The organism is Rhodococcus sp. 320_ES (genome assembly GCF_059691855.1).
The window spans coordinates 297,847-316,324 of record NZ_JCAWAG010000004.1 but is presented as its reverse complement, the minus strand read 5'-3'; the positions used below and the strand labels follow the sequence as shown (position 1 = coordinate 316,324).

Genomic DNA, 18,478 nt, shown 5'->3' with positions numbered 1-18,478 from the left:
CATCTTCCGAGTCGTGTGCCCACGAGATCAGGACCACCCATGCTCAGAACATCTCGACTTCTGCCCACCGCTGCCGTGGTGGCGACGTCGGCAGTCGCCCTCTCCCTCATGGGAGTCGGAACCGCAGCCGCGGCCACCGCTCCCGGCCTGGGAACCGCCGCCGGCTACGCCATTCTCGCCGGTTCCACCGTCACCAACACCAACCCGTCCGTGATCACCGGAGACATCGGCCTCGCCCCCGGCACCGCGATCACCGGATTCCCGCCCGGAGTCGTCAACGGCGTCCAGAACATCGCCAATCCCGTTGCCCTGCAGGCGCAAGCAGACCTCACCACGGCATACGACGTGGCCGCCGGCGCGCCCAAGGACGTCGATCTGTCCGCCGAACTGGGCTCGCCCACCCCACTGAACCCCGGGGTCTACAAGGCGTCGTCCGCATTGCAGTTGACGGGAACCGTCACGCTGGACGGCCTTGGTAACGCGAACTCCGTCTTCATCTTCCAGATCCCCAGTGCTCTGACCACCGCATCGAACTCCGTGGTGAACCTGATCAACGGTGCATCTGCCTGCAACGTGTTCTGGCAGGTCGGAAGTTCCGCAACCATCGGCACCACAACGGCTTTCGTCGGCACCATCATGGCGCTCACCTCGATCTCGGTGCAGAACAGCGCCACGATCCAGGGTCGAGCCCTCGCCCGCAACGGGCAGGTGTCCCTCGACAACAACGTCATCACGAGACCTGCCTGCGGCACGGTTCCGGGCGACGGAGGCGGCGACACCCCCACCACGACTCCGCCCGTCACGACGACTCCGGTCGTCGTCCCGCCGGTCGTGACCGTTCCCGGTCTGCCGCCCATCACGATCCCCGGCCTGCCGCCGGTGACCGTGCCGCCGGTCGTCTCCATCCCGGGGCTCCCGCCGATCACGATCCCGGGCATTCCTCCGGCCGGCACGACCACCACGCCGAACGTCCCTGTCTCTCCGGGGACACCGCAGTCGCCCCAGTCTCCGGGGACACCGCAGTCGCCGGGGACACCGCAGTCTCCGGGAACGCCGGGGACACCGCAGTCGCCCCAGTCGCCCCAGTCTCCGGGAACACCGCAGTCTCCCGGTAACCCGTCCTCGCCGGGTGGTCAGGTGACACGCGTCCCGCTGGGCGCCGTCGATACCGGCGACGGGTCCATGGCGCACCGTGCGTAAATTTCTCGCCGCCTCGTTCCTGGCGTTGTGGTGCGCGGTCATGTTCCTGGCAACAGGATGCAGCGCACCACAATCCGGGGCTCAGGTGCCGGCTCCTGCAACGACTACGGTCTCGTCGACGAGCGACGAGCCGATCGGTACGACCACCGGAACCACCACCGATTCCTCGGTGCCGGTGCACATTTCGATCGACAGCATCGGCGTCGACTCCGATCTGATGTCGCTGGGTCTCCAGCAGGACGGCACCATGGAGGTGCCTCCGGGCGGGTTTCCCGCCGGGTGGTACGACGGATCGCCGACGCCCGGTGACATCGGTCCGGCCGTCGTCGCCGGCCACGTCGACTGGGGCGGCTCGCCGGGCGTCTTCTTCGACCTGAAGTCGATGAAGCCGGCGGAGACGATCTCCATCACCCGCAGCGACTCCGCCATCGCGACGTTCGCCGTCACGTCGGTGCAGCAGTACCCGAAGAGCGCGTTCCCGACCGATTCGGTCTACGGCGACCTCGACCACGCGGGGCTGCGCCTGATCACCTGTGGTGGAGCATTCGACGACGGTGCGTCCAGTTACGACGACAACGTGGTGGTCTACGCCGATCTGGTCGGCATTTCCTGATAGCGGTTTTCTCGTGTTAACACCGGCGGTACACAAGCGGCCTATCGTCCAATCATGGCGATCGCAGAACCCACCAAACCAGACTCCGGTGCACACGTCGAAGACAGTGATTACCTGGCGAAACGAACTCTGAAAACTGGTACGGCAGGGTGGATCCTGCTGGCCGGTCTCGGGATCAGCTACGTCATCTCGGGCGACTATTCCGGATGGAACTTCGGACTCGCCGAGGGTGGGTTCGGCGGATTGGCGATCGCCGCGGTCCTCATCGCCGGCATGTATCTGGCGATGGTCCTCGGAATGGCGGAAATGTCGTCGGCTCTGCCCGCCGCGGGCGGCGGGTACACGTTCGCCCGCCGCGCGCTCGGACCGTGGGGCGGGTTCGCCACCGGCACAGCCATTCTGATCGAGTACGCCATCGCACCCGCCGCCATCGCCACCTTCATCGGTGCCTACGTGGAGTCGCTGGGACTGTTCGGCATCACGGACGGCTGGTGGGTCTACCTCGCGGTGTACGTGATCTTCATCGGCATCCATTTGACCGGTGCCGGTGAGGCTCTCAAGATCATGTTCGTCATCACCGCGATCGCACTCGTCGGTCTGGTGATCTTCGTTCTGGCCGCCCTCGGCAAATTCGACGCGAGCAACCTCACCGACATTGCCCCGACCGATGCGGCGGGGGCTTCGAGCTTCCTGCCGTTCGGATATCTCGGGATCTGGTCTGCGGTTCCGTTCGCGATCTGGTTCTTCCTCGCCATCGAAGGGGTGCCCCTGGCTGCGGAAGAAGCGAAGGATCCGACCCGCAACGTTCCCCGCGGCATCATCGCCGCCATGGGCGTCCTGCTCCTCACCGGCGCGGCCGTTCTCGTGCTGGTCACCGGCGCGGGCGGCGCCGACGCGATGCAGAGCTCCGGCAACCCCCTCGTCGAAGCGCTCGGCGACGGCACCGCCGCCAAGGTGGTCAACTACATCGGTCTGGCCGGACTCGTCGCCAGCTTCTTCTCGATCATGTACGCGTACTCGCGTCAGCTGTTCGCCCTCTCGCGTGCCGGCTATCTGCCGAAGACGTTGTCGATCACCAACACTCGCAAAGCGCCGATCCTGGCGCTCATCGTGCCCGGCGTCATCGGCTTCCTGCTCTCGCTGACCGGCCAGGGAGCGATGTTGCTGAACATGGCGGTGTTCGGCGCTGCCCTCAGCTATGTCTTGATGATGATCAGCCATATCGTCCTGCGACGACGCGAGCCCGACATGCCGCGTCCGTACCGCACCCCCGGCGGCATCGTCACCACCGGATTCGCGTTGGCCGTCGCGGCGTTGGCCGTGGTCGCGACGTTCCTCGTCGACAGCACCGCCGCGTTGTGGTGTCTCGCCGTGTTCGCACTGTTCATGGCGTACTTCGGCCTCTACAGCCGCCACCACCTGGTCGCCAATTCCCCGGACGAGGAATTCGCGGCACTGGCACGCGCGGAAGAGGAACTGGGGTGAGTACCTACCACCAGCAGATCTCGGGGACGACCTTCAGCTTCGACGGACTCGTGGAGCTGATGGCCAAAGCCACCCCGATGCGCTCGGGTGATCAGTTGGCCGGGTGCGCAGCCGATTCCGACGCCGAGCGCGCCGCCGCGGCGTGGGTGCTCGCGGATCTGCCCCTGCAGACGTTTCTCGACGAGCAGGTGGTGCCGTACGAGAGCGACGAGGTCACCCGGCTCATCGTCGACTCCCACGACGCCGACGCGTTCTCGGCCGTCTCGCACCTGACCGTGGGCGGGCTGCGCGACTGGCTGCTGACCGTCGCGGCCGAGCCGGACAGCGCGGCTCGCCTGAGGAAGGTCGCGCCGGGTCTGACGCCGGAAATGGTTGCGGCCGTATCGAAGATCATGCGTAATCAAGATCTGATCGCCGTCGCGAAAGCGGCCACGGTGACCACGGCCTTCCGCACCACCATCGGGTTGCCGGGAACGATGGCCACTCGTCTGCAACCCAACCACCCGACGGACGACCCCCGCGGCATCGCCGCGGCGACGCTCGATGGTCTGCTCATGGGATCCGGTGACGCCGTGATCGGCATCAATCCGGCCACCGACTCCCCGCGGGCCACCTCGGATCTTCTCTATCTGCTCGACGAGATCCGGCAGCGATTCGAGATCCCCGTCCAGTCGTGCGTTCTCTCGCACGTCACCACGACGATGGAACTGATGGAGAAGGGCGTCCCGGTCGACCTCGTCTTCCAGTCCATCGCCGGAACCGAGGGAGCGAACAGCAGCTTCGGTGTCACCGTGCCGTTGCTGATGGAGGCCAACGACGCCGGAAAGTCGTTGCAGCGCGGCACCGTCGGCTCCAACGTCATGTACCTCGAGACCGGTCAGGGATCGGCGCTCTCCGCCGGCGCCCACATCGGTACCGGCGGCAAACCCGTCGACCAGCAGACGTTGGAAACGCGGGCCTACGGGCTGGCGCGTGCACTCGATCCTCTGCTCATCAACACCGTCGTCGGGTTCATCGGACCCGAATACCTGTACGACGGAAAGCAAATCGTGCGCGCCGGACTGGAAGACCACTTCTGCGGCAAGCTGCTCGGCCTGCCGATGGGCGTCGACGTCTGCTACACCAACCACGCCGAGGCCGACCAGGACGACATGGACACGCTGCTGACGCTCCTCGGCGCAGCAGGGGCGGCGTTCGTGATCGCCGTTCCGGGCGCCGACGACATCATGCTCGGGTACCAGAGCCTGTCGTTCCACGACGCGCTGTACGTCCGACAAGTGTTGGGGCTCAAGCCCGCTCCCGAGTTCGAGAAGTGGATGCACGGACTCGGGATGACCGACAACGCCGGCCGCGTTCTGCCCGTCGACGCGGCTGCCTCTCCCCTCCGTGCGTTGGCGAGTGGGCAGTGACTACCCAGAAGCCGACCACAGAGAACCGGAACCCCGAGAAGCTCGACTTCTGGGCCGACCTCAGGTTGTCCACCCAGGCGCGTATCGGACTCGGCAGAGCCGGCGACGCCCTGCCCACCTCGCGCGTCCTCGAGTTCAAGGCGGCACACGCAGCGGCGCGCGATGCGGTGCACGTTCCGCTCGATGTCGAATCGTTCGCCGCGCGAGTGGCCGAGGTCGGTCTCGGGGACCCGGTCGTGCTGTCGTCGCGGGCGACGTCGCGCAGCGAGTATCTCCGACGGCCGGACCTGGGGAGATCGCCCGAATCCTTGGACGACATTGCTTCCGCAGAAGCGGATCTCGGCTTCGTCCTCGCCGACGGGTTGTCGCCACGGGCGCTGGACGAACACGGTGTCGGGTTGTTGACCGCGTTGAAAGACGCGCTGTCGCAGTACTCGATCGCGCCGCCGGTGGTGGCGACACAGGCGCGCGTCGCGCTCGGTGACCACATCGGGAAGGCGATGGGAGTGCAGACCCTCGTGGTGATCATCGGGGAGCGCCCCGGCCTGTCGGTCGCCGACAGCCTGGGCATCTATCTGACCCATCGTCCCGAGCCCGGCCGATCCGACGCCGACCGCAACTGCATCTCCAACATTCACCCGCCCGACGGGCAGTCCTACGCCAACGCTGCACGCATCGCAGCATTGTTGGTCTCGGGTGCGCGCGAACTGGGAAAGTCCGGTGTGGCACTGAAGGACACGTCCGCAGCCGAGGCCATCGAGGGGTAGCCTTTCGGGGCATGACGGGCACGGAACACACGGTCGACGTCGGCGGAGTCCCGACCTACTACGAGGTCCACGGCGACGGCGATCCCGTCGTACTTCTGCACGGCGCGCTGGCCGGAGCGTCGTCGTTCGGCGCGCAAATTCCCGACCTCGTGGCCGCCGGGTTTCGCGTCGTCGTTCCCGAGCGCCGCGGACACGGACACACCCCGGACGTACCCGGCCCGCTCACTTATCAGGTCATGGCGGACGACACGATCGCGTTCCTCGATCTCGTGGTCGGCGGCCCGGCCCACCTGGTCGGGTGGAGCGACGGCGGAGTTGTGGCCGTCCTCGTCGCCATGGCCCGGCCCGATCTGGTGCGGCGACTGGTGTCCATCGGGCAGTACTTCGACGACGACGGCCGAGTCGAGGGCGGTTTCACCAGCCGGCTGATCGACGAGCCCGACGCCCCGGACTTCTTCCGCGAGGAGTACGCCGCGACGTCACCCGACGGCGCCGACCATTTCGACGAGTTCTACGCCAAGACCATCGCGATGATCACCTCGGAACCCCACCTACCGGTGTCGGCTTTCGCGTCCATAACTGCGGAAACGCTGCTGCTGCAGGGGGACCGCGACGAGGTGACGATCGAGCACACCGCGGGGGTGGCTGCGGCGATCCCGAACGGGCGGATCGCCGTCCTGCCGGGGTCGCACGTACTGCCCATCGAGAGTCCGGGCCCGGTGAACGCGCTGCTGATCCAGTTCCTGAGAGGCGGCGTACCCGAGCCATTCTTCTGAGACGACAGCGCTCTTTCTGAGACGATGAATCAATGCTCAGCTATGACTGCGGAACCGCGGACGCCCCTCTTCTCGGCGACACCATCGGCCACAACTTCGACCGGACCGTCGACAAATTCCCGGGCAGCGACGCCCTGATCGACGTCCCGTCCGGTCGGCGCTGGACGTACCGGGAGCTGAAGAACGACGTCGACGCGCTGGCCGCCGGCCTCCTCGCGCGGGGAGTGACCAAGGGCGACCGCGTCGGGATCTGGGCACCGAACTGCCCCGAGTGGACACTGGTGCAGTACGCGACGGCAAAGATCGGCGCGATCCTGGTGAACATCAACCCCGCCTACCGGGCGCACGAGTTGGCGTACGTGCTGAACCAGTCCGGGGTGTCGACCCTGATCTCGGCGGAGAGCTTCAAGGACTCGAACTACGCCGAGATGATCGGCCAGGTGACGCCGAACTGTCCGGATCTGCGAACCGTGCTGGTCATCGGATCAACGGACTGGACAACGCTTCCCAGCTCCGACCCGCTGCCCATGATCGAGCTGTCCTCCGACGATCCCATCAACATTCAGTACACGTCGGGCACCACCGGGTTCCCCAAGGGCGCGACGCTCAGCCACCACAACATCCTGAACAACGGGTTCTCCGTCGGGGAGCTGTGCCACTACACGGAGAAGGACCGGGTCTGCATTCCCGTTCCCTTCTACCACTGCTTCGGCATGGTGATGGGAAACCTCGCCTGCACCAGTCACGGTGCGGCCATGGTGATTCCGGGCGCCGGGTTCGACCCCGGCGCCACGCTGGCCGCCGTGGAGAAGGAGCGCTGCACATCCCTCTACGGCGTCCCGACCATGTTCATCGCCGAGCTGTCTCATCCCGATTTCGACACTTTCGATCTGACGAGCCTGCGCACCGGCATCATGGCCGGATCGCCGTGCCCGGCCGAGATCATGAAGAAGGTCATGGATCGGATGTCGATGACCGAGGTGTCCATTTGTTACGGGATGACCGAGACGTCGCCGGTGTCGTTGCAGACCCGCTCGGACGACACCGTCGACCAGCGGGTGTCCACCGTCGGACGGGTCGGCCCACATCTCGAGGTCAAGATCGTCGACCCCGCAACGGGGCTGACGGCTCCGCGCGGTGAACCGGGTGAACTGTGCACGCGTGGTTACTCGGTCATGCTCGGCTACTGGAACGACGACGAGAAGACGGCCGAGGCCATCGACTCGGCTCGGTGGATGCACACCGGCGACATCGGCGTCATGGACGAGGACGGGTACGTCGCCGTCACCGGCCGTATCAAGGACATGGTGATCCGCGGCGGGGAGAACGTGTACCCGCGGGAGATCGAGGAGTTCCTCTACGCGCACCCGGACATCGTCGACGCGCAGGTCATCGGGGTGCCCGACGAGAAGTACGGCGAGGAGTTGATGGTGTGGGTGCGCCTGCGTGACGGTGCACCCGTGCTGACGCCGGCTGCGCTGCGCGAATTCTGCACGGGAAAGCTTGCGCACTACAAGATTCCGAAATATGTGCACGTGGTCGACGAGTTCCCGATGACGGTCACCGGCAAGGTCCGCAAGGTCGCGATGCGAGAGCAGGCAGTGTCTCTGCTTGGATGAGCCCTGTGTTGTTGCATCGGGTGCGTACCGCGGCGGACAGACCGCTCGCCGACGTGAGAATCGCAGGTGGTCTCGTCACCGAGATCGGTACCGGCCTGGACCGATCGGGCGAGACGGTGATCGACTGTGCGGGAGGCTTCCTGCTGCCCGGTTTCGTCGACGGGCACCTGCACATGGCGCAGTGGGCCCTGTCGCGTCGACGTATCGACGTCACCTCCGCGGCGAGCGCATCGGAGACCGTCGACGCGGTGGTCGCGGCCGTGCGCAGCGGGGGACCGATGTCCACCGGAGTCGTTCGCGCACAGGGGTTCCGCGGCGCGATGTGGGACGAGCAGCCGCACAAGGACATGCTCGAATCGGCGCTGCCGGGCCGCCGCGTCGCCATCACGAGCATGGACCTGCACACCGCGTGGTTGTCGCCGTCCCTGCTGTCGGACCTCGGTATCGACGACCCGACGGGCGTCTTCCGTGACCAGGACGCCATCGAGGTGTGCAGTGGCATCGACGACCGGATCGACAACGACCTGCTCGACTCGTACGTCCTCGATTCCGCGGATGTGCTTGCCGCGCAGGGTGTCACGAGCGTCATCGATTTCGAGTACGACGACAACGTGGCCGCGTGGGCGCGTCGGATCGCACATCGCCGGCCGAGCGTGCGGGTGTCCGCGTCGACCTGGCCGGTGTGGTTGGACGACGCGCTCGCTCTCGGGCGGCGGACGGGCGATGTCGTCGCCGGCACCGACGGGCTGCTTCGCGTCGGTCCGCTCAAGGTGATGGCCGACGGTTCGCTGAACACGCGCACCGCGTGCTGCCACGACCCCTACCCCGACTCCGAGGACGGCGAGGAGCACGGATTGCTGCTCGTCGAGTTCGCCGAACTCGTCGAGTTGATCACCAAGGCGCGCGCCGGCGGGTTGGCTCCCGCCGTCCACGCCATCGGGGATCGGGCCAACACGATCGTGCTGGACGCGTTCGAGGCGTCGATCGCCTCGGACACGTCCGGACGGACCGGCGGCCGCATCGAACACGCCCAGCAGCTCCGGCCGGAGGACGTGGGGAGGTTCGCGCGAGCCGGCATCGTCGCCTCGGTTCAGCCGCAGCACTGTGTGACCGACCGGGACGTCGCCGACGCACTCTGGGCCGGCCGCCGCTCGATAGCGTTTCCCTACAATTCGCTGCACGCATCCGGCGCCGACCTCCAGTTCGGTTCCGACGCGCCGGTGAGCCCGCCGAACCCCCGCGCGGCCATCGCCGACGCGGTGTGGCGGACCGACGACGGCAGGCCGCCCTGGACGGCGTCGGAGTCCCTCCCGCTCGACGTGGCGATCCGGGCCGCCTGCGGGGGACGCTCGACGGTCGAGGTGGGAGGCGTCGCCGACCTGGTCGTTCTGGCCGAGAACCCGCGTGACCTCGGTAACACCGACCTCCGCGAGGTGCCCATCGTCGCAACGGTGGCGGACGGTCGAACGACGTATCGAGGTCCTTCGCCCGGGTAATCGGTAGTGTGGGTGCGATGACTGCAGTATCCGACCCCGACGTTTCCGCCTTCCTCTCCGCGGGAACCCGAACCGGAAAGCTCGGATGGGTGGCCAAGGACGGCCGCCCACTCGTCGCACCCATCTGGTTCGTCGTCGAGGGTGAGGACATCGTGTTCAACACCGGAGCCGACACCGCCAAGGGGCGGGCGATCGCACGCGATCCGCGTGTCGTGCTGTCCGTGGATCTCGAAGAGCCGCCGTACGCGTTCGTGCAGATTCAGGGCGAGGCGATCACGTCGACGGACTCGGGCGAACTGCTGCGGACCGCCACCGACATCGCCCGTCGATACATGGGTCCGGACCGCGCCGAGGAGTTCGGTCGGCGCAATGCAGTGGAGGGTGAATTGGTCGTACGACTTCGCCCGACAAAAGTGATCGCCAATCTCGACATGACCGCTTGAGCGATCCTGCCGGGCTTGACCGGTAGCATCGAAAGCTGGCCGCTCAGCGAGCACTTCGCAAGTGGATCAATGGATTTCGCGACGGTTTGCGGGGGCAAAACCGTCGATGTACCGAAATCGTGGAACGAAAGTGGGGTCGGTTGTTGGAGCCGAATTCGGAAGCTTCTCTCCCGAGCGGCGCATTTCCGCTGTCGGCCGCACAGCGAGGGATCTGGTTCGCACAGCAACTCGCCGGTGACGTTCCGATCTCGATCGCGCACTACGTGGACGTGCCGGGCGCACTCGACGTCCAGCTGCTCAACGACAGCCTCTACACCGCCGGATACGAATTCGGATCGGGCTTTCTGCGTCTTATCGAGGTCGACGGGCAGCCGTACCAGTACGTCGACCGGTCCATCGAGGACGCGCTGGGCTATCTCGATCTGCGTTCCGAAGCCGACCCGGCCGCCGCCGCCATGGAGTGGATGACCCGCGAGTACAGCTCGCCCATCGACATCCTCGCCGATCGCCTGGTGGTGTCCTGGGTGCTGCAACTCGCCGACGATCACTACTACTGGTACTCCCGGATCCACCACGTGGCCACCGACGGTTTCGGCGCCATGACGATGCTCCAGCGTGCGACCGCGCTCTACTCCGCTGCCGCAGACGGTGTCGATCCGGCGCCCAGCAGCGCCGTCGAGCTGCAGTGGCTCTACACGGACGACTCCAAGTACCGCCAGTCCGAGCGGTTCACCAAGGACCGCGAGTACTGGGCCGAGAAGACGGCGTCGCTTCCCGACCCGCCGAGCCTGGCCGACGCGATGGCCCCCGTCACCTCCCCGGCGGCTCTCGTGAGCGGTGGCATCCCCACCTCTCTGATCGAGCGCATCGACGGCCGGATCGCCGAGCTGGGGACTGGAACCGCACCACTGGTCGTGGCGGCGTTCGCGGCATACGTGGCGCGGATGACCGGCGCCGACGACACGGTCCTGAGCTTGCCCGTGTCCGGGCGCACCACCGCAGCGGTGCGCCGCTCGGGTGGCATGGTCTCCAACGTCGTTCCCCTGCGGATGCAGTTGCCGCCCGAGTGCACGGTCGCGGCCGCGGTGACGCAAGCGCAGCTCGAACTCACCGGCGCGCTGCGTCGCCAGCGCTATCGGCACGAGGACATTCGGCGCGACGCCGGCGGCTCGTCGGCGCACCGCGGCCTGTTCGGCCCATCGGTCAACATCATGCTCTTCCACGACGAGCTGCGACTCGGCTCGGTGTACGGGTCCTACAACGTTCTCACCACGGGCCCGATCGAGGACCTGGCTCTCAACGTCTATCCCGGTTCCGACGCGAGCTCGCTGCGAATCGACTTCGAGGCCAACCCGAATCGGTACGACGCGGCGCGTCTGCAAGGTCACCGGGACCGCTTCGTGCGGTTCCTGGACGATTTCGTCGCTGCCCCGACCGAGTCGACCATCGGCGAGATCGACCCGGTCACCTCGGCCGAGCGCGAGCGGTTCGTCCCGGCGGTAGGACCCGAATCATGGCCCGCCCGAACCTTTCCGGAGATCATCGCCCATGCGGTCGCCGCCGATCCGGACGCCCTCGCCGTGACGACGGACCGCGAGCAGATGACCTACCGCGAGCTCGACGAGTACTCGAATCGTGTGGCGCGCATGCTCATCGCACGCGGAGTCGGCACCGAGTCGGTGGTGGCCATGGGGCTGCCTCGCTCGCTGAACACGATCTGCTCGACGTGGTCCATCGTCAAGACCGGCGGCGCGTTCCTGCCCATCGATCCGGCGTATCCGATGGACCGCATCGAGCACATGCTCGTCGATTCCGGTGCGAAGGTGGGTCTCACGACGTCCCGGTACCGCGGCGATCTCCCCGACACCATCGACTGGCTGCTGCTCGACGACGACACCGTGCGCAGCGAATGCGACGAGTTGTCCGCGGACGCGGTCACCGATGCCGACCGCTTCGCACCGATTCACGTCTCGAACATGGCGTACATGATCTACACCTCGGGCTCGACGGGCCTTCCCAAGGGCGTGGTGGTGCCCCACGACGGTCTCGTGAACATCGGCGACGACATGGCCGAGCACTACGGCGTGCACCACGATTCGGTCGTGATGGCCGTGGCCTCACCGAGTTTCGACGCGTCGGTGTTCGAGCAGCTGATGGCACTGTCCCGCTCGACCACGCTCGCGCTGGCCCCGGTCGGAGTGTTCGGCGGCGAGGAGCTGGCCGACTACATCCGCACGAAACACGTGACCCACGTGGTCATCACGCCCGCTGCGCTCGGCTCGCTGGACCCCGACGGGCTCGAGCAGATCGAGTGCATCATCAGCGCCGGCGAAGCGTTGCCGCCCGAGGTCGCCGCGCGGTGGGTGGGGCAGACGAATCTGTTCAACGCCTACGGACCCACCGAGACGACGATGATCTCGTCGATCACCCGCCCGCTCTCGCCGGGCGCACCCATCACCATCGGCACGCCCGTGCGTGGTCTCGTCGAGGTCGTACTCGACAACAGGCTGCGACCCGTCCCCGTCGGCGTCATCGGGGAGCTCTTCGTGGCCGGCCCCGGTGTCACGCGGGGATACGCGAATCGCTTCGCGCTCACCGTGACTCGGTTCGTCGCCAGCCCCTACGGCGAGCCGGGTTCGCGCATGTACCGCACCGGCGATCTCGTGCGGTGGACGCCGGAGGGCGAGATCCACTACGTCGGCCGCGCCGATTCGCAGGTGAAGATTCGCGGCTTCCGCATCGAGCTCGGCGAGATCGACAACGTGCTGACCGATCACCGCAGCGTGCGCACCGCGGTGACCGTCGCCTACGAGCAAAGTTCCGGCGCAACGGTTCTCGCCGCGTACGTGGTGCTCGAGGAGGGCGATGCCCTCGATCATTCCGAGCTCCTTCGCCATGCGGCCCAACGTCTTCCGTCGCACATGATCCCGGCCTCGGTGGTGGTCCTGGACCACCTTCCGGTCACGGTCAACGGCAAGGTCGACCGGTTCCGCCTCCCCGAGCCGGTGCTCGAGAAGCGTGAGTTCCGCGCCCCCACCACGGTCGTCGAAGAGATCGTCGCGTCCGTGTTCACGGAACTGATGGGCGTGGAGAAGGTCGGTCTCGACGACGATTTCTTCGCTCTCGGTGGCAACTCGTTGATCGCGACGCGTGCGGTGTCGCGGCTCGGCGCCGCCCTGAACACCAGCGTCTCGGTTCGGACGCTGTTCGAAGCGCCCACCGTCGGTTCGCTGGCGGCACGCCTGCAGCAACGCTCGGGCGACTCGGCGAACCTGCGGCTGGCGCCGCGGGATCGCACCGAGCCGGCGCCGTTGTCGTTGGCGCAGAGGCGAATGTGGTTCCTGAATCAGTTCGATCCCTCGTCCGTGGCGTACAACATTCCGTTCGCGGTGCGCCTCGACGGCGAACTCGACATCGCCGCGTTGCAGGTTGCGGTACTCGACGTGATCGATCGGCACGAGGCGCTGCGCACGTCGTACCCGGACACCGAGTCCGGGCCGGTGCAGCTGATCCACATGGCGGAGGAGGTCGTCCCCGACCTCACGCCCGTGGACGTCGACGACGCGTTGCTCGAGCAGACCTTGTTGACGTTCGCCTCGACCACCTTCGACGTCACCACGAGGGTCCCGATCCACGGTCGCCTCTACCGTCTCGACGACACGCGGTACGTGCTCGCCATCGTCATTCACCACATCTCGTCCGACGGTGCGTCGATGGCGCCCCTGGCGCGCGACATCATGGCCGCGTACAGCGCGCGCATCGCGTGGTACGCCCCCACGTGGGCGCCGCTGCCCGTCCAGTACTCCGACTACGCGCTGTGGCAGCGGGAGGTGCTGGGGTCCGAGGACGATCCGGAATCGGTCATCTCGCAACAGGAGCGCTACTGGGCGACGAAGCTCGCCGACGCCCCCGACCGACTGGAGCTGACCACCGATCGCCCGCGCCCGGCGCGCCCCAGCTTCCGCGGCGCCACCTACGAGTTCGAGATCGACGCCGGGCTCCACAGCGCGATGTCCAAGGTCGCCGGCCGCTACCACACCACCCTGTTCATGGTGGTGCACGCGGCGTTCGTCGCCATGCTCTCCAAGGTCACCGGCAGCACCGACATCGTGGTCGGCACTCCCACCGCGGGCCGCGGCGACGCGGCCATCGACGACCTCGTCGGCATGTTCGTCAACACCCTCGCGCTGCGGACGACGTTCGACACCGGCACCGACTTCGAGTCTCTGCTCGCGTCGGTGCGCGAGGAAGACCTCGCCGCCTTCGCCAACGCCGACGTACCGTTCGAGCGGCTGGTCGAGGTGCTGTCTCCGTCGCGCTCGGAATCGCGTCACCCGATCTTCCAGGTCATGCTGGCGTTCCAGAATCTCGAACAGTCCTCGGTCGAGCTCACCGGACTTCGGCTGTCCACGGTGGAGTTCGACCTGTCGGTCGCCAAGTTCGATCTGCAACTGACACTGATCGATTCGACCGACAAGAACGGTGCGCCGGGCGGCATGCACGCAGCGTTCACGTACGCCACGGACCTGTTCGACCGCGAGTCCGTCGCGGCCTTCGCCGAGCGTTTCGTGCGCGTCCTGCGCAGCGCGGTGTCCTACCCGGAGGTTCCCGTCGGCGACATCGACGTGCTGAGCCCCGTCGAGCGTCGCAACGTGATCGAGGAGTGGAACGACACCGCGGTCACCATCGAGCCGTCGCGCACCCTCGTGGACCTCTACGACGCGCAGGTCGCCCGCACCCCGAATTCGATCGCCGTCGAGTTCGGTGACCAGAGCCTGACCTACGCCGAATTCGACGCTCGGGTCAATCGGCTTGCGCGGCTGCTGATCTCGCACGGGGTCGGCCCCGAGTCCTTCGTCGTGGTCTCGATGCGCCGATCGATCGAGATGCTCGTCGGCATCTACGCGGTCGTCAAGGCCGGCGGGGCGTACGTGCCGATCGATCCCGATCAGCCGGCCGACCGCAACGAGTACATCCTCGACAAGGCCGATCCGCTGTTGGTGCTGACCACCACGCGCGACGACCGTCCCGGGGTTGGTACCGCGCCGGTCGTCACGGTCGACACCCTCGACTCGCTCACCGGACCGGACGTGTCCGGGGAACCGATCACCGACTCCGAACGCACTGCGCCCCTTCGTGCTTCGAACCCGGCGTACGTCATCTTCACCTCCGGATCCACCGGTCGACCCAAGGGTGTCGCCGTCGCCCACGGCGCGATCGTCAACCGCCTGCTGTGGATGCAGCACGAGTACTCGGCCAACGCGAGCGACGTGGTGTTGCAGAAGACGCCCGTCACCTTCGACGTGTCGGTGTGGGAGTTGTTCTGGGCCTTGCAGGTCGGCGCGCGTATCGCGATCGCCCTTCCGGACGGACACCGCGACACCGCGTATCTCGCGCAGGTCGTGGATGAGAAGTCCGTCTCGATCATGCACTTCGTTCCGTCGATGCTGTCGGTGTTCGTCTCCGACCTCGAGCCGAACCGGTTGCCGTCGCTTCGCATGGTGTTCGCCTCCGGCGAGGCGCTGGCCGCATCCACCGCGCGCCGAGCGCGGACCCTCCTCCCGAAGGCGTCGCTGCACAACCTGTACGGCCCCACCGAAGCCGCGGTGGACGTCACGTACCACGAGGTCGTGTCGTCCGATCACACCGACGTCCCGATCGGGCGGGCAGTGTGGAACACCGGCACTCTGGTGCTCGACGAGCGTCTCGGTCCGGTGCCGGTGGGCGTTGCCGGTGAGCTGTATCTGACCGGTGCCCAGTTGGCTCGCGGTTACCTCGGGCGTGCGGATCTGACGGCGGATCGCTTTGTCGCGCATCCGTTCCCGTCGACTCCGGGCGAACGGATGTACCGCACCGGAGACTTGGTGCGGTGGCGCCGTGACGGCGAGATCGTCTACGTGGGCCGCACCGATTTCCAGGTCAAGGTGCGCGGTCTGCGCATCGAACTCGGTGAGATCGAGTCGGCACTGTGCGAGCAGATGGCAATCGGTAACAGCGTGGTGGTGCTCCGCGACGAGGCGCTGGTCGCCTACGTCGTGCCGCACTTCCACAGCGTGATCGACGTGGACGACGTGCGCACCGCGCTGGTGAAAGCCGTTCCGTCGTACATGGTTCCGTCGCACATCGTCGTGCTCGACGAGTTCCCCCTCAACGCCAGCGGCAAGCTCGATCGCAGGGCACTGCCCGATCCGGTCGTCGAGGCCGTGGCGTACCGAGCGCCGACCACGGCCGTGGAGAAGACCGTCGCGGAGATCTTCGGTGAGCTGCTGCACGTCGAGACGGTCGGCCTGGACGACGACTTCTTCGCACTCGGCGGAAACTCGCTGATCGCAACGCAGGTTGCGTCGCGGGTGGGCGCCGCACTCGACGTGCACGTGCCGGTGCGTGTGGTGTTCGACAACACGACCGTGGCGTCCTTCGCCTCGCGCATCACGGCGCTCTCCGGTCCGGTGCGCCCACCGCTCGTCCCGCGCGAACGGCCGGACGTGGTTCCGCTCGCACTAGCCCAGCAGCGCATGTGGATCAGCAACCGCATCGAGCCGTCGTCGCCGGTCTACAACCTGCCCTTGGGTATTCGGCTCGAAGGCGAGCTCGACGTCGACGCGTTCCGTGCCGCGGTGGCAGACCTCGTCGATCGGCACGAGATTCTGCGGACCGTCTACCCGGAGGCCGACGGGGTGCCGCGACAGGAACTGACCACCGACACGGTCGGCGTCGAGATCGTCGACGTGGAACCCGACGATGTCGTGGACCGGTTCGTGACGTTCGCGCTCGAACCGTTCGACGTGACCTCCGCGGTGCCACTTCGGTTGCAGCTCATGCGCATCGGGCCGTCCTCCGCCGTGCTCGCGCTGGTCGTGCATCACATCTCGGCGGACGGGTTCTCCCGGGTCCCGCTGACCCGAGACCTGATGACCGCGTACGTGGCTCGCACATCGGGGTCGGCGCCGAACTGGGCTCCGCTCCCGGTGCAGTACGCCGACTACGCGCTGTGGCAGCGAGACGTGCTCGGGTCCCCGCGCGAATCGGATTCCGTGGCCTCGGCTCAGTTGTCCTACTGGAAGCGCGCTCTGGACGGGTTGCCGCCGGAGCTCGACCTGCCTCGGGATCGTGACCGGCCGGCCAACCCGACCAAAACCGGTGCGTCCGTGCACTTCGCGTTGGACGGCGAGACGTCGGACCGTCTGGAGGAGGTGGCGCAGAGTCACAGCGCCACCAAGTTCATGGTGGTGCACGCGGCTCTGTCCGTCGTGCTGTCGCGGTTGTCCGGCTCGCTCGACATCGCCGTCGGCACCGCCCTCGCCGGTCGTGGCGATCCTGCGCTCGACGCGATGGTGGGCATGTTGGTCAACACCGTCGTGCTGCGGGTGCGGATCGACGAGTCCGAATCGTTCGGCGCGTTGGTGTCCGAGGCCAGGCACGCGGATCTCGGAGCGTTCGCCAATGCGGAAGTTCCGTTCGAGAACGTGGTGGACGCGGTGGCTCCTGGCCGTTCGAACTCGGTGCATCCGCTCTTCCAGACCGCGCTGGCGTTCCGCAACATCACCCCGGCGACGCTGGAGCTTCCCGGCCTCGAGGTGTCCGAGCTCGAGAACCCGTTCGAGCCGGCCAACTTCGACCTGATGCTCACCGTCGACGACGACGGCACCCGCGCACCGGGTGGTCCCACCACGATGATGCTCACCTACGCGACGGAGCTGTTCGACGAGGGGACCGCCCGCACCATCGGTGCTCACCTGGTCAGCGTGCTGACCGCTGCGGCCGCCGATCCGGACCGGACCGTCGCAAGCCTTCCGCTGGCCGAGGTCGAGGCCGCCTCGCCGACTCCCGCCGCCCGCGAGACCGTCGTGGACGGCAGGCCGATCACGGCGTTGTTCGAGGCGGCCGTGGAGTCCGATCCGGAGGCACCCGCGGTGTCCGGGCCCGAGTCGGACATCACCTTCGCCGAACTCGACACCGCGTCCAACAAGGTTGCGCGGGTCCTCGCCGGTCGCGGAGTGGGACCCGGGTCGACGGTGGCCGCAGGGTCGGACCCGGCGACGTGGTGGGGCGTGCTCAAATCGGGTGCCGCCCTGGTGGTGGACTCCGATGTCGACGCAGTACGTATGGATGACGCAGTGCACATGGATGCGATCGACCCCGCACTGGCAGAGGCGTCCGGGCGTCCGGTCTCGTACGCCGATCGCACACGCCCCGTGGAGTCCGGTGACGCAGCCCTGATCGTCGGCGAGCTGTCGCTCACCCACGACCAGCTGGGTGGGCTGGTGTCCGCCGAAGCGGCCGCGCTGAACGTGACCTACGAGTCGCGTCTGCTGGCCACCCCGGCTGTCGGTCCGGCGGTGTCGATTCTGGCCGCCCTGATCGCGGGGGCGATGGGCGCGGCTGTGGTAACCCGAGACGCTGTGGTTACTCACGACTCGGTCCCGCTCGAGGACGAGCTAGCCGATCAGTGGGTCACCCACGTCTTCGCCCGTCCCGACGACCTCGTCGACGTCGACCCCACCGAGTTGGACGACCTCGAGGTGGCCGTCGTCGACACAGCTCCGGGCGGTGCGGACGAGGCCCGGGGAAACGTCTCGGCCTTCGTGAGCGATACCTCTGTGGACGTTCTCGCGATCGACGCCACGCAGCTCAGGACGAGTGCGTGGAGCTGATCGGGCGATCGTTAAG

10 protein-coding genes are annotated in these 18,478 nt (G+C 67.1%); all 10 read left to right on the top strand.

Features of this window, described 5'->3' with window-relative positions; genetic code table 11:
* Positions 1-39 precede the first annotated feature (39 nt).
* The 10 genes from AC59JP_RS15805 (at position 40) to AC59JP_RS15760 (ending at position 18,462) form a co-directional block, all read left to right on the top strand.
* On the top strand, positions 40-1,200 hold the full coding sequence (locus AC59JP_RS15805) for an ice-binding family protein (protein ID WP_497326752.1): 1,161 nt from the start codon (positions 40-42) through the stop codon (positions 1,198-1,200).
* The gene (locus AC59JP_RS15800; protein WP_497326751.1) at positions 1,193-1,813 is read left to right on the top strand and encodes a class F sortase; all 621 of its coding nucleotides are present in this window, start codon (positions 1,193-1,195) and stop codon (positions 1,811-1,813) included. Before AC59JP_RS15805 ends, AC59JP_RS15800 begins: the two co-directional genes overlap by 8 nt.
* Before the next feature lie 54 nt (positions 1,814-1,867).
* Complete coding sequence (eat, locus tag AC59JP_RS15795; protein WP_497326750.1) at positions 1,868-3,298, top strand: ethanolamine permease; 1,431 nt, start codon at positions 1,868-1,870, stop codon at positions 3,296-3,298.
* On the top strand, positions 3,295-4,707 hold the full coding sequence (locus tag AC59JP_RS15790; protein ID WP_497326749.1) for an ethanolamine ammonia-lyase subunit EutB: 1,413 nt from the start codon (positions 3,295-3,297) through the stop codon (positions 4,705-4,707). Before eat ends, AC59JP_RS15790 begins: the two co-directional genes overlap by 4 nt.
* Positions 4,704-5,474: an ethanolamine ammonia-lyase subunit EutC gene (eutC, locus tag AC59JP_RS15785; protein ID WP_497326748.1), complete on the top strand. Its 771-nt coding sequence runs from the start codon at positions 4,704-4,706 to the stop codon at positions 5,472-5,474. The genes AC59JP_RS15790 and eutC overlap by 4 nt, the downstream gene beginning before the upstream one ends.
* Positions 5,475-5,485: 11 nt before the next feature.
* A complete protein-coding gene (locus AC59JP_RS15780) occupies positions 5,486-6,250 on the top strand; it encodes an alpha/beta fold hydrolase (RefSeq protein ID WP_497326747.1) in 765 nt (254 codons plus the stop codon).
* 32 nt (positions 6,251-6,282) lie between these two features.
* Positions 6,283-7,869 (top strand): AMP-binding protein, encoded by a 1,587-nt coding sequence (locus tag AC59JP_RS15775; RefSeq protein ID WP_497326746.1) that lies wholly within the window; start codon positions 6,283-6,285, stop codon positions 7,867-7,869.
* Positions 7,870-7,922: 53 nt separating this feature from the next.
* The gene (locus AC59JP_RS15770; protein WP_497326745.1) at positions 7,923-9,365 is read left to right on the top strand and encodes an amidohydrolase; all 1,443 of its coding nucleotides are present in this window, start codon (positions 7,923-7,925) and stop codon (positions 9,363-9,365) included.
* Positions 9,366-9,382: 17 nt separating this feature from the next.
* Positions 9,383-9,808 (top strand): PPOX class F420-dependent oxidoreductase, encoded by a 426-nt coding sequence (locus tag AC59JP_RS15765; RefSeq protein WP_497326744.1) that lies wholly within the window; start codon positions 9,383-9,385, stop codon positions 9,806-9,808.
* Positions 9,809-9,927: 119 nt separating this feature from the next.
* Positions 9,928-18,462 (top strand): amino acid adenylation domain-containing protein, encoded by an 8,535-nt coding sequence (locus AC59JP_RS15760; RefSeq protein ID WP_497326743.1) that lies wholly within the window; start codon positions 9,928-9,930, stop codon positions 18,460-18,462.
* Positions 18,463-18,478: the final 16 nt, after the last annotated feature.

Coding starts and splice junctions, on each gene's coding strand:
- AC59JP_RS15775 (WP_497326746.1), top strand. CDS start 6,283: ATGCTCAGCTATGACTGCGGAACCGCGGACGCCCCTCTTCTCGGCGAC.
- AC59JP_RS15780 (WP_497326747.1), top strand. CDS start 5,486: ATGACGGGCACGGAACACACGGTCGACGTCGGCGGAGTCCCGACCTAC.
- AC59JP_RS15805 (WP_497326752.1), top strand. CDS start 40: ATGCTCAGAACATCTCGACTTCTGCCCACCGCTGCCGTGGTGGCGACG.
- AC59JP_RS15765 (WP_497326744.1), top strand. CDS start 9,383: ATGACTGCAGTATCCGACCCCGACGTTTCCGCCTTCCTCTCCGCGGGA.
- eat (WP_497326750.1), top strand. CDS start 1,868: ATGGCGATCGCAGAACCCACCAAACCAGACTCCGGTGCACACGTCGAA.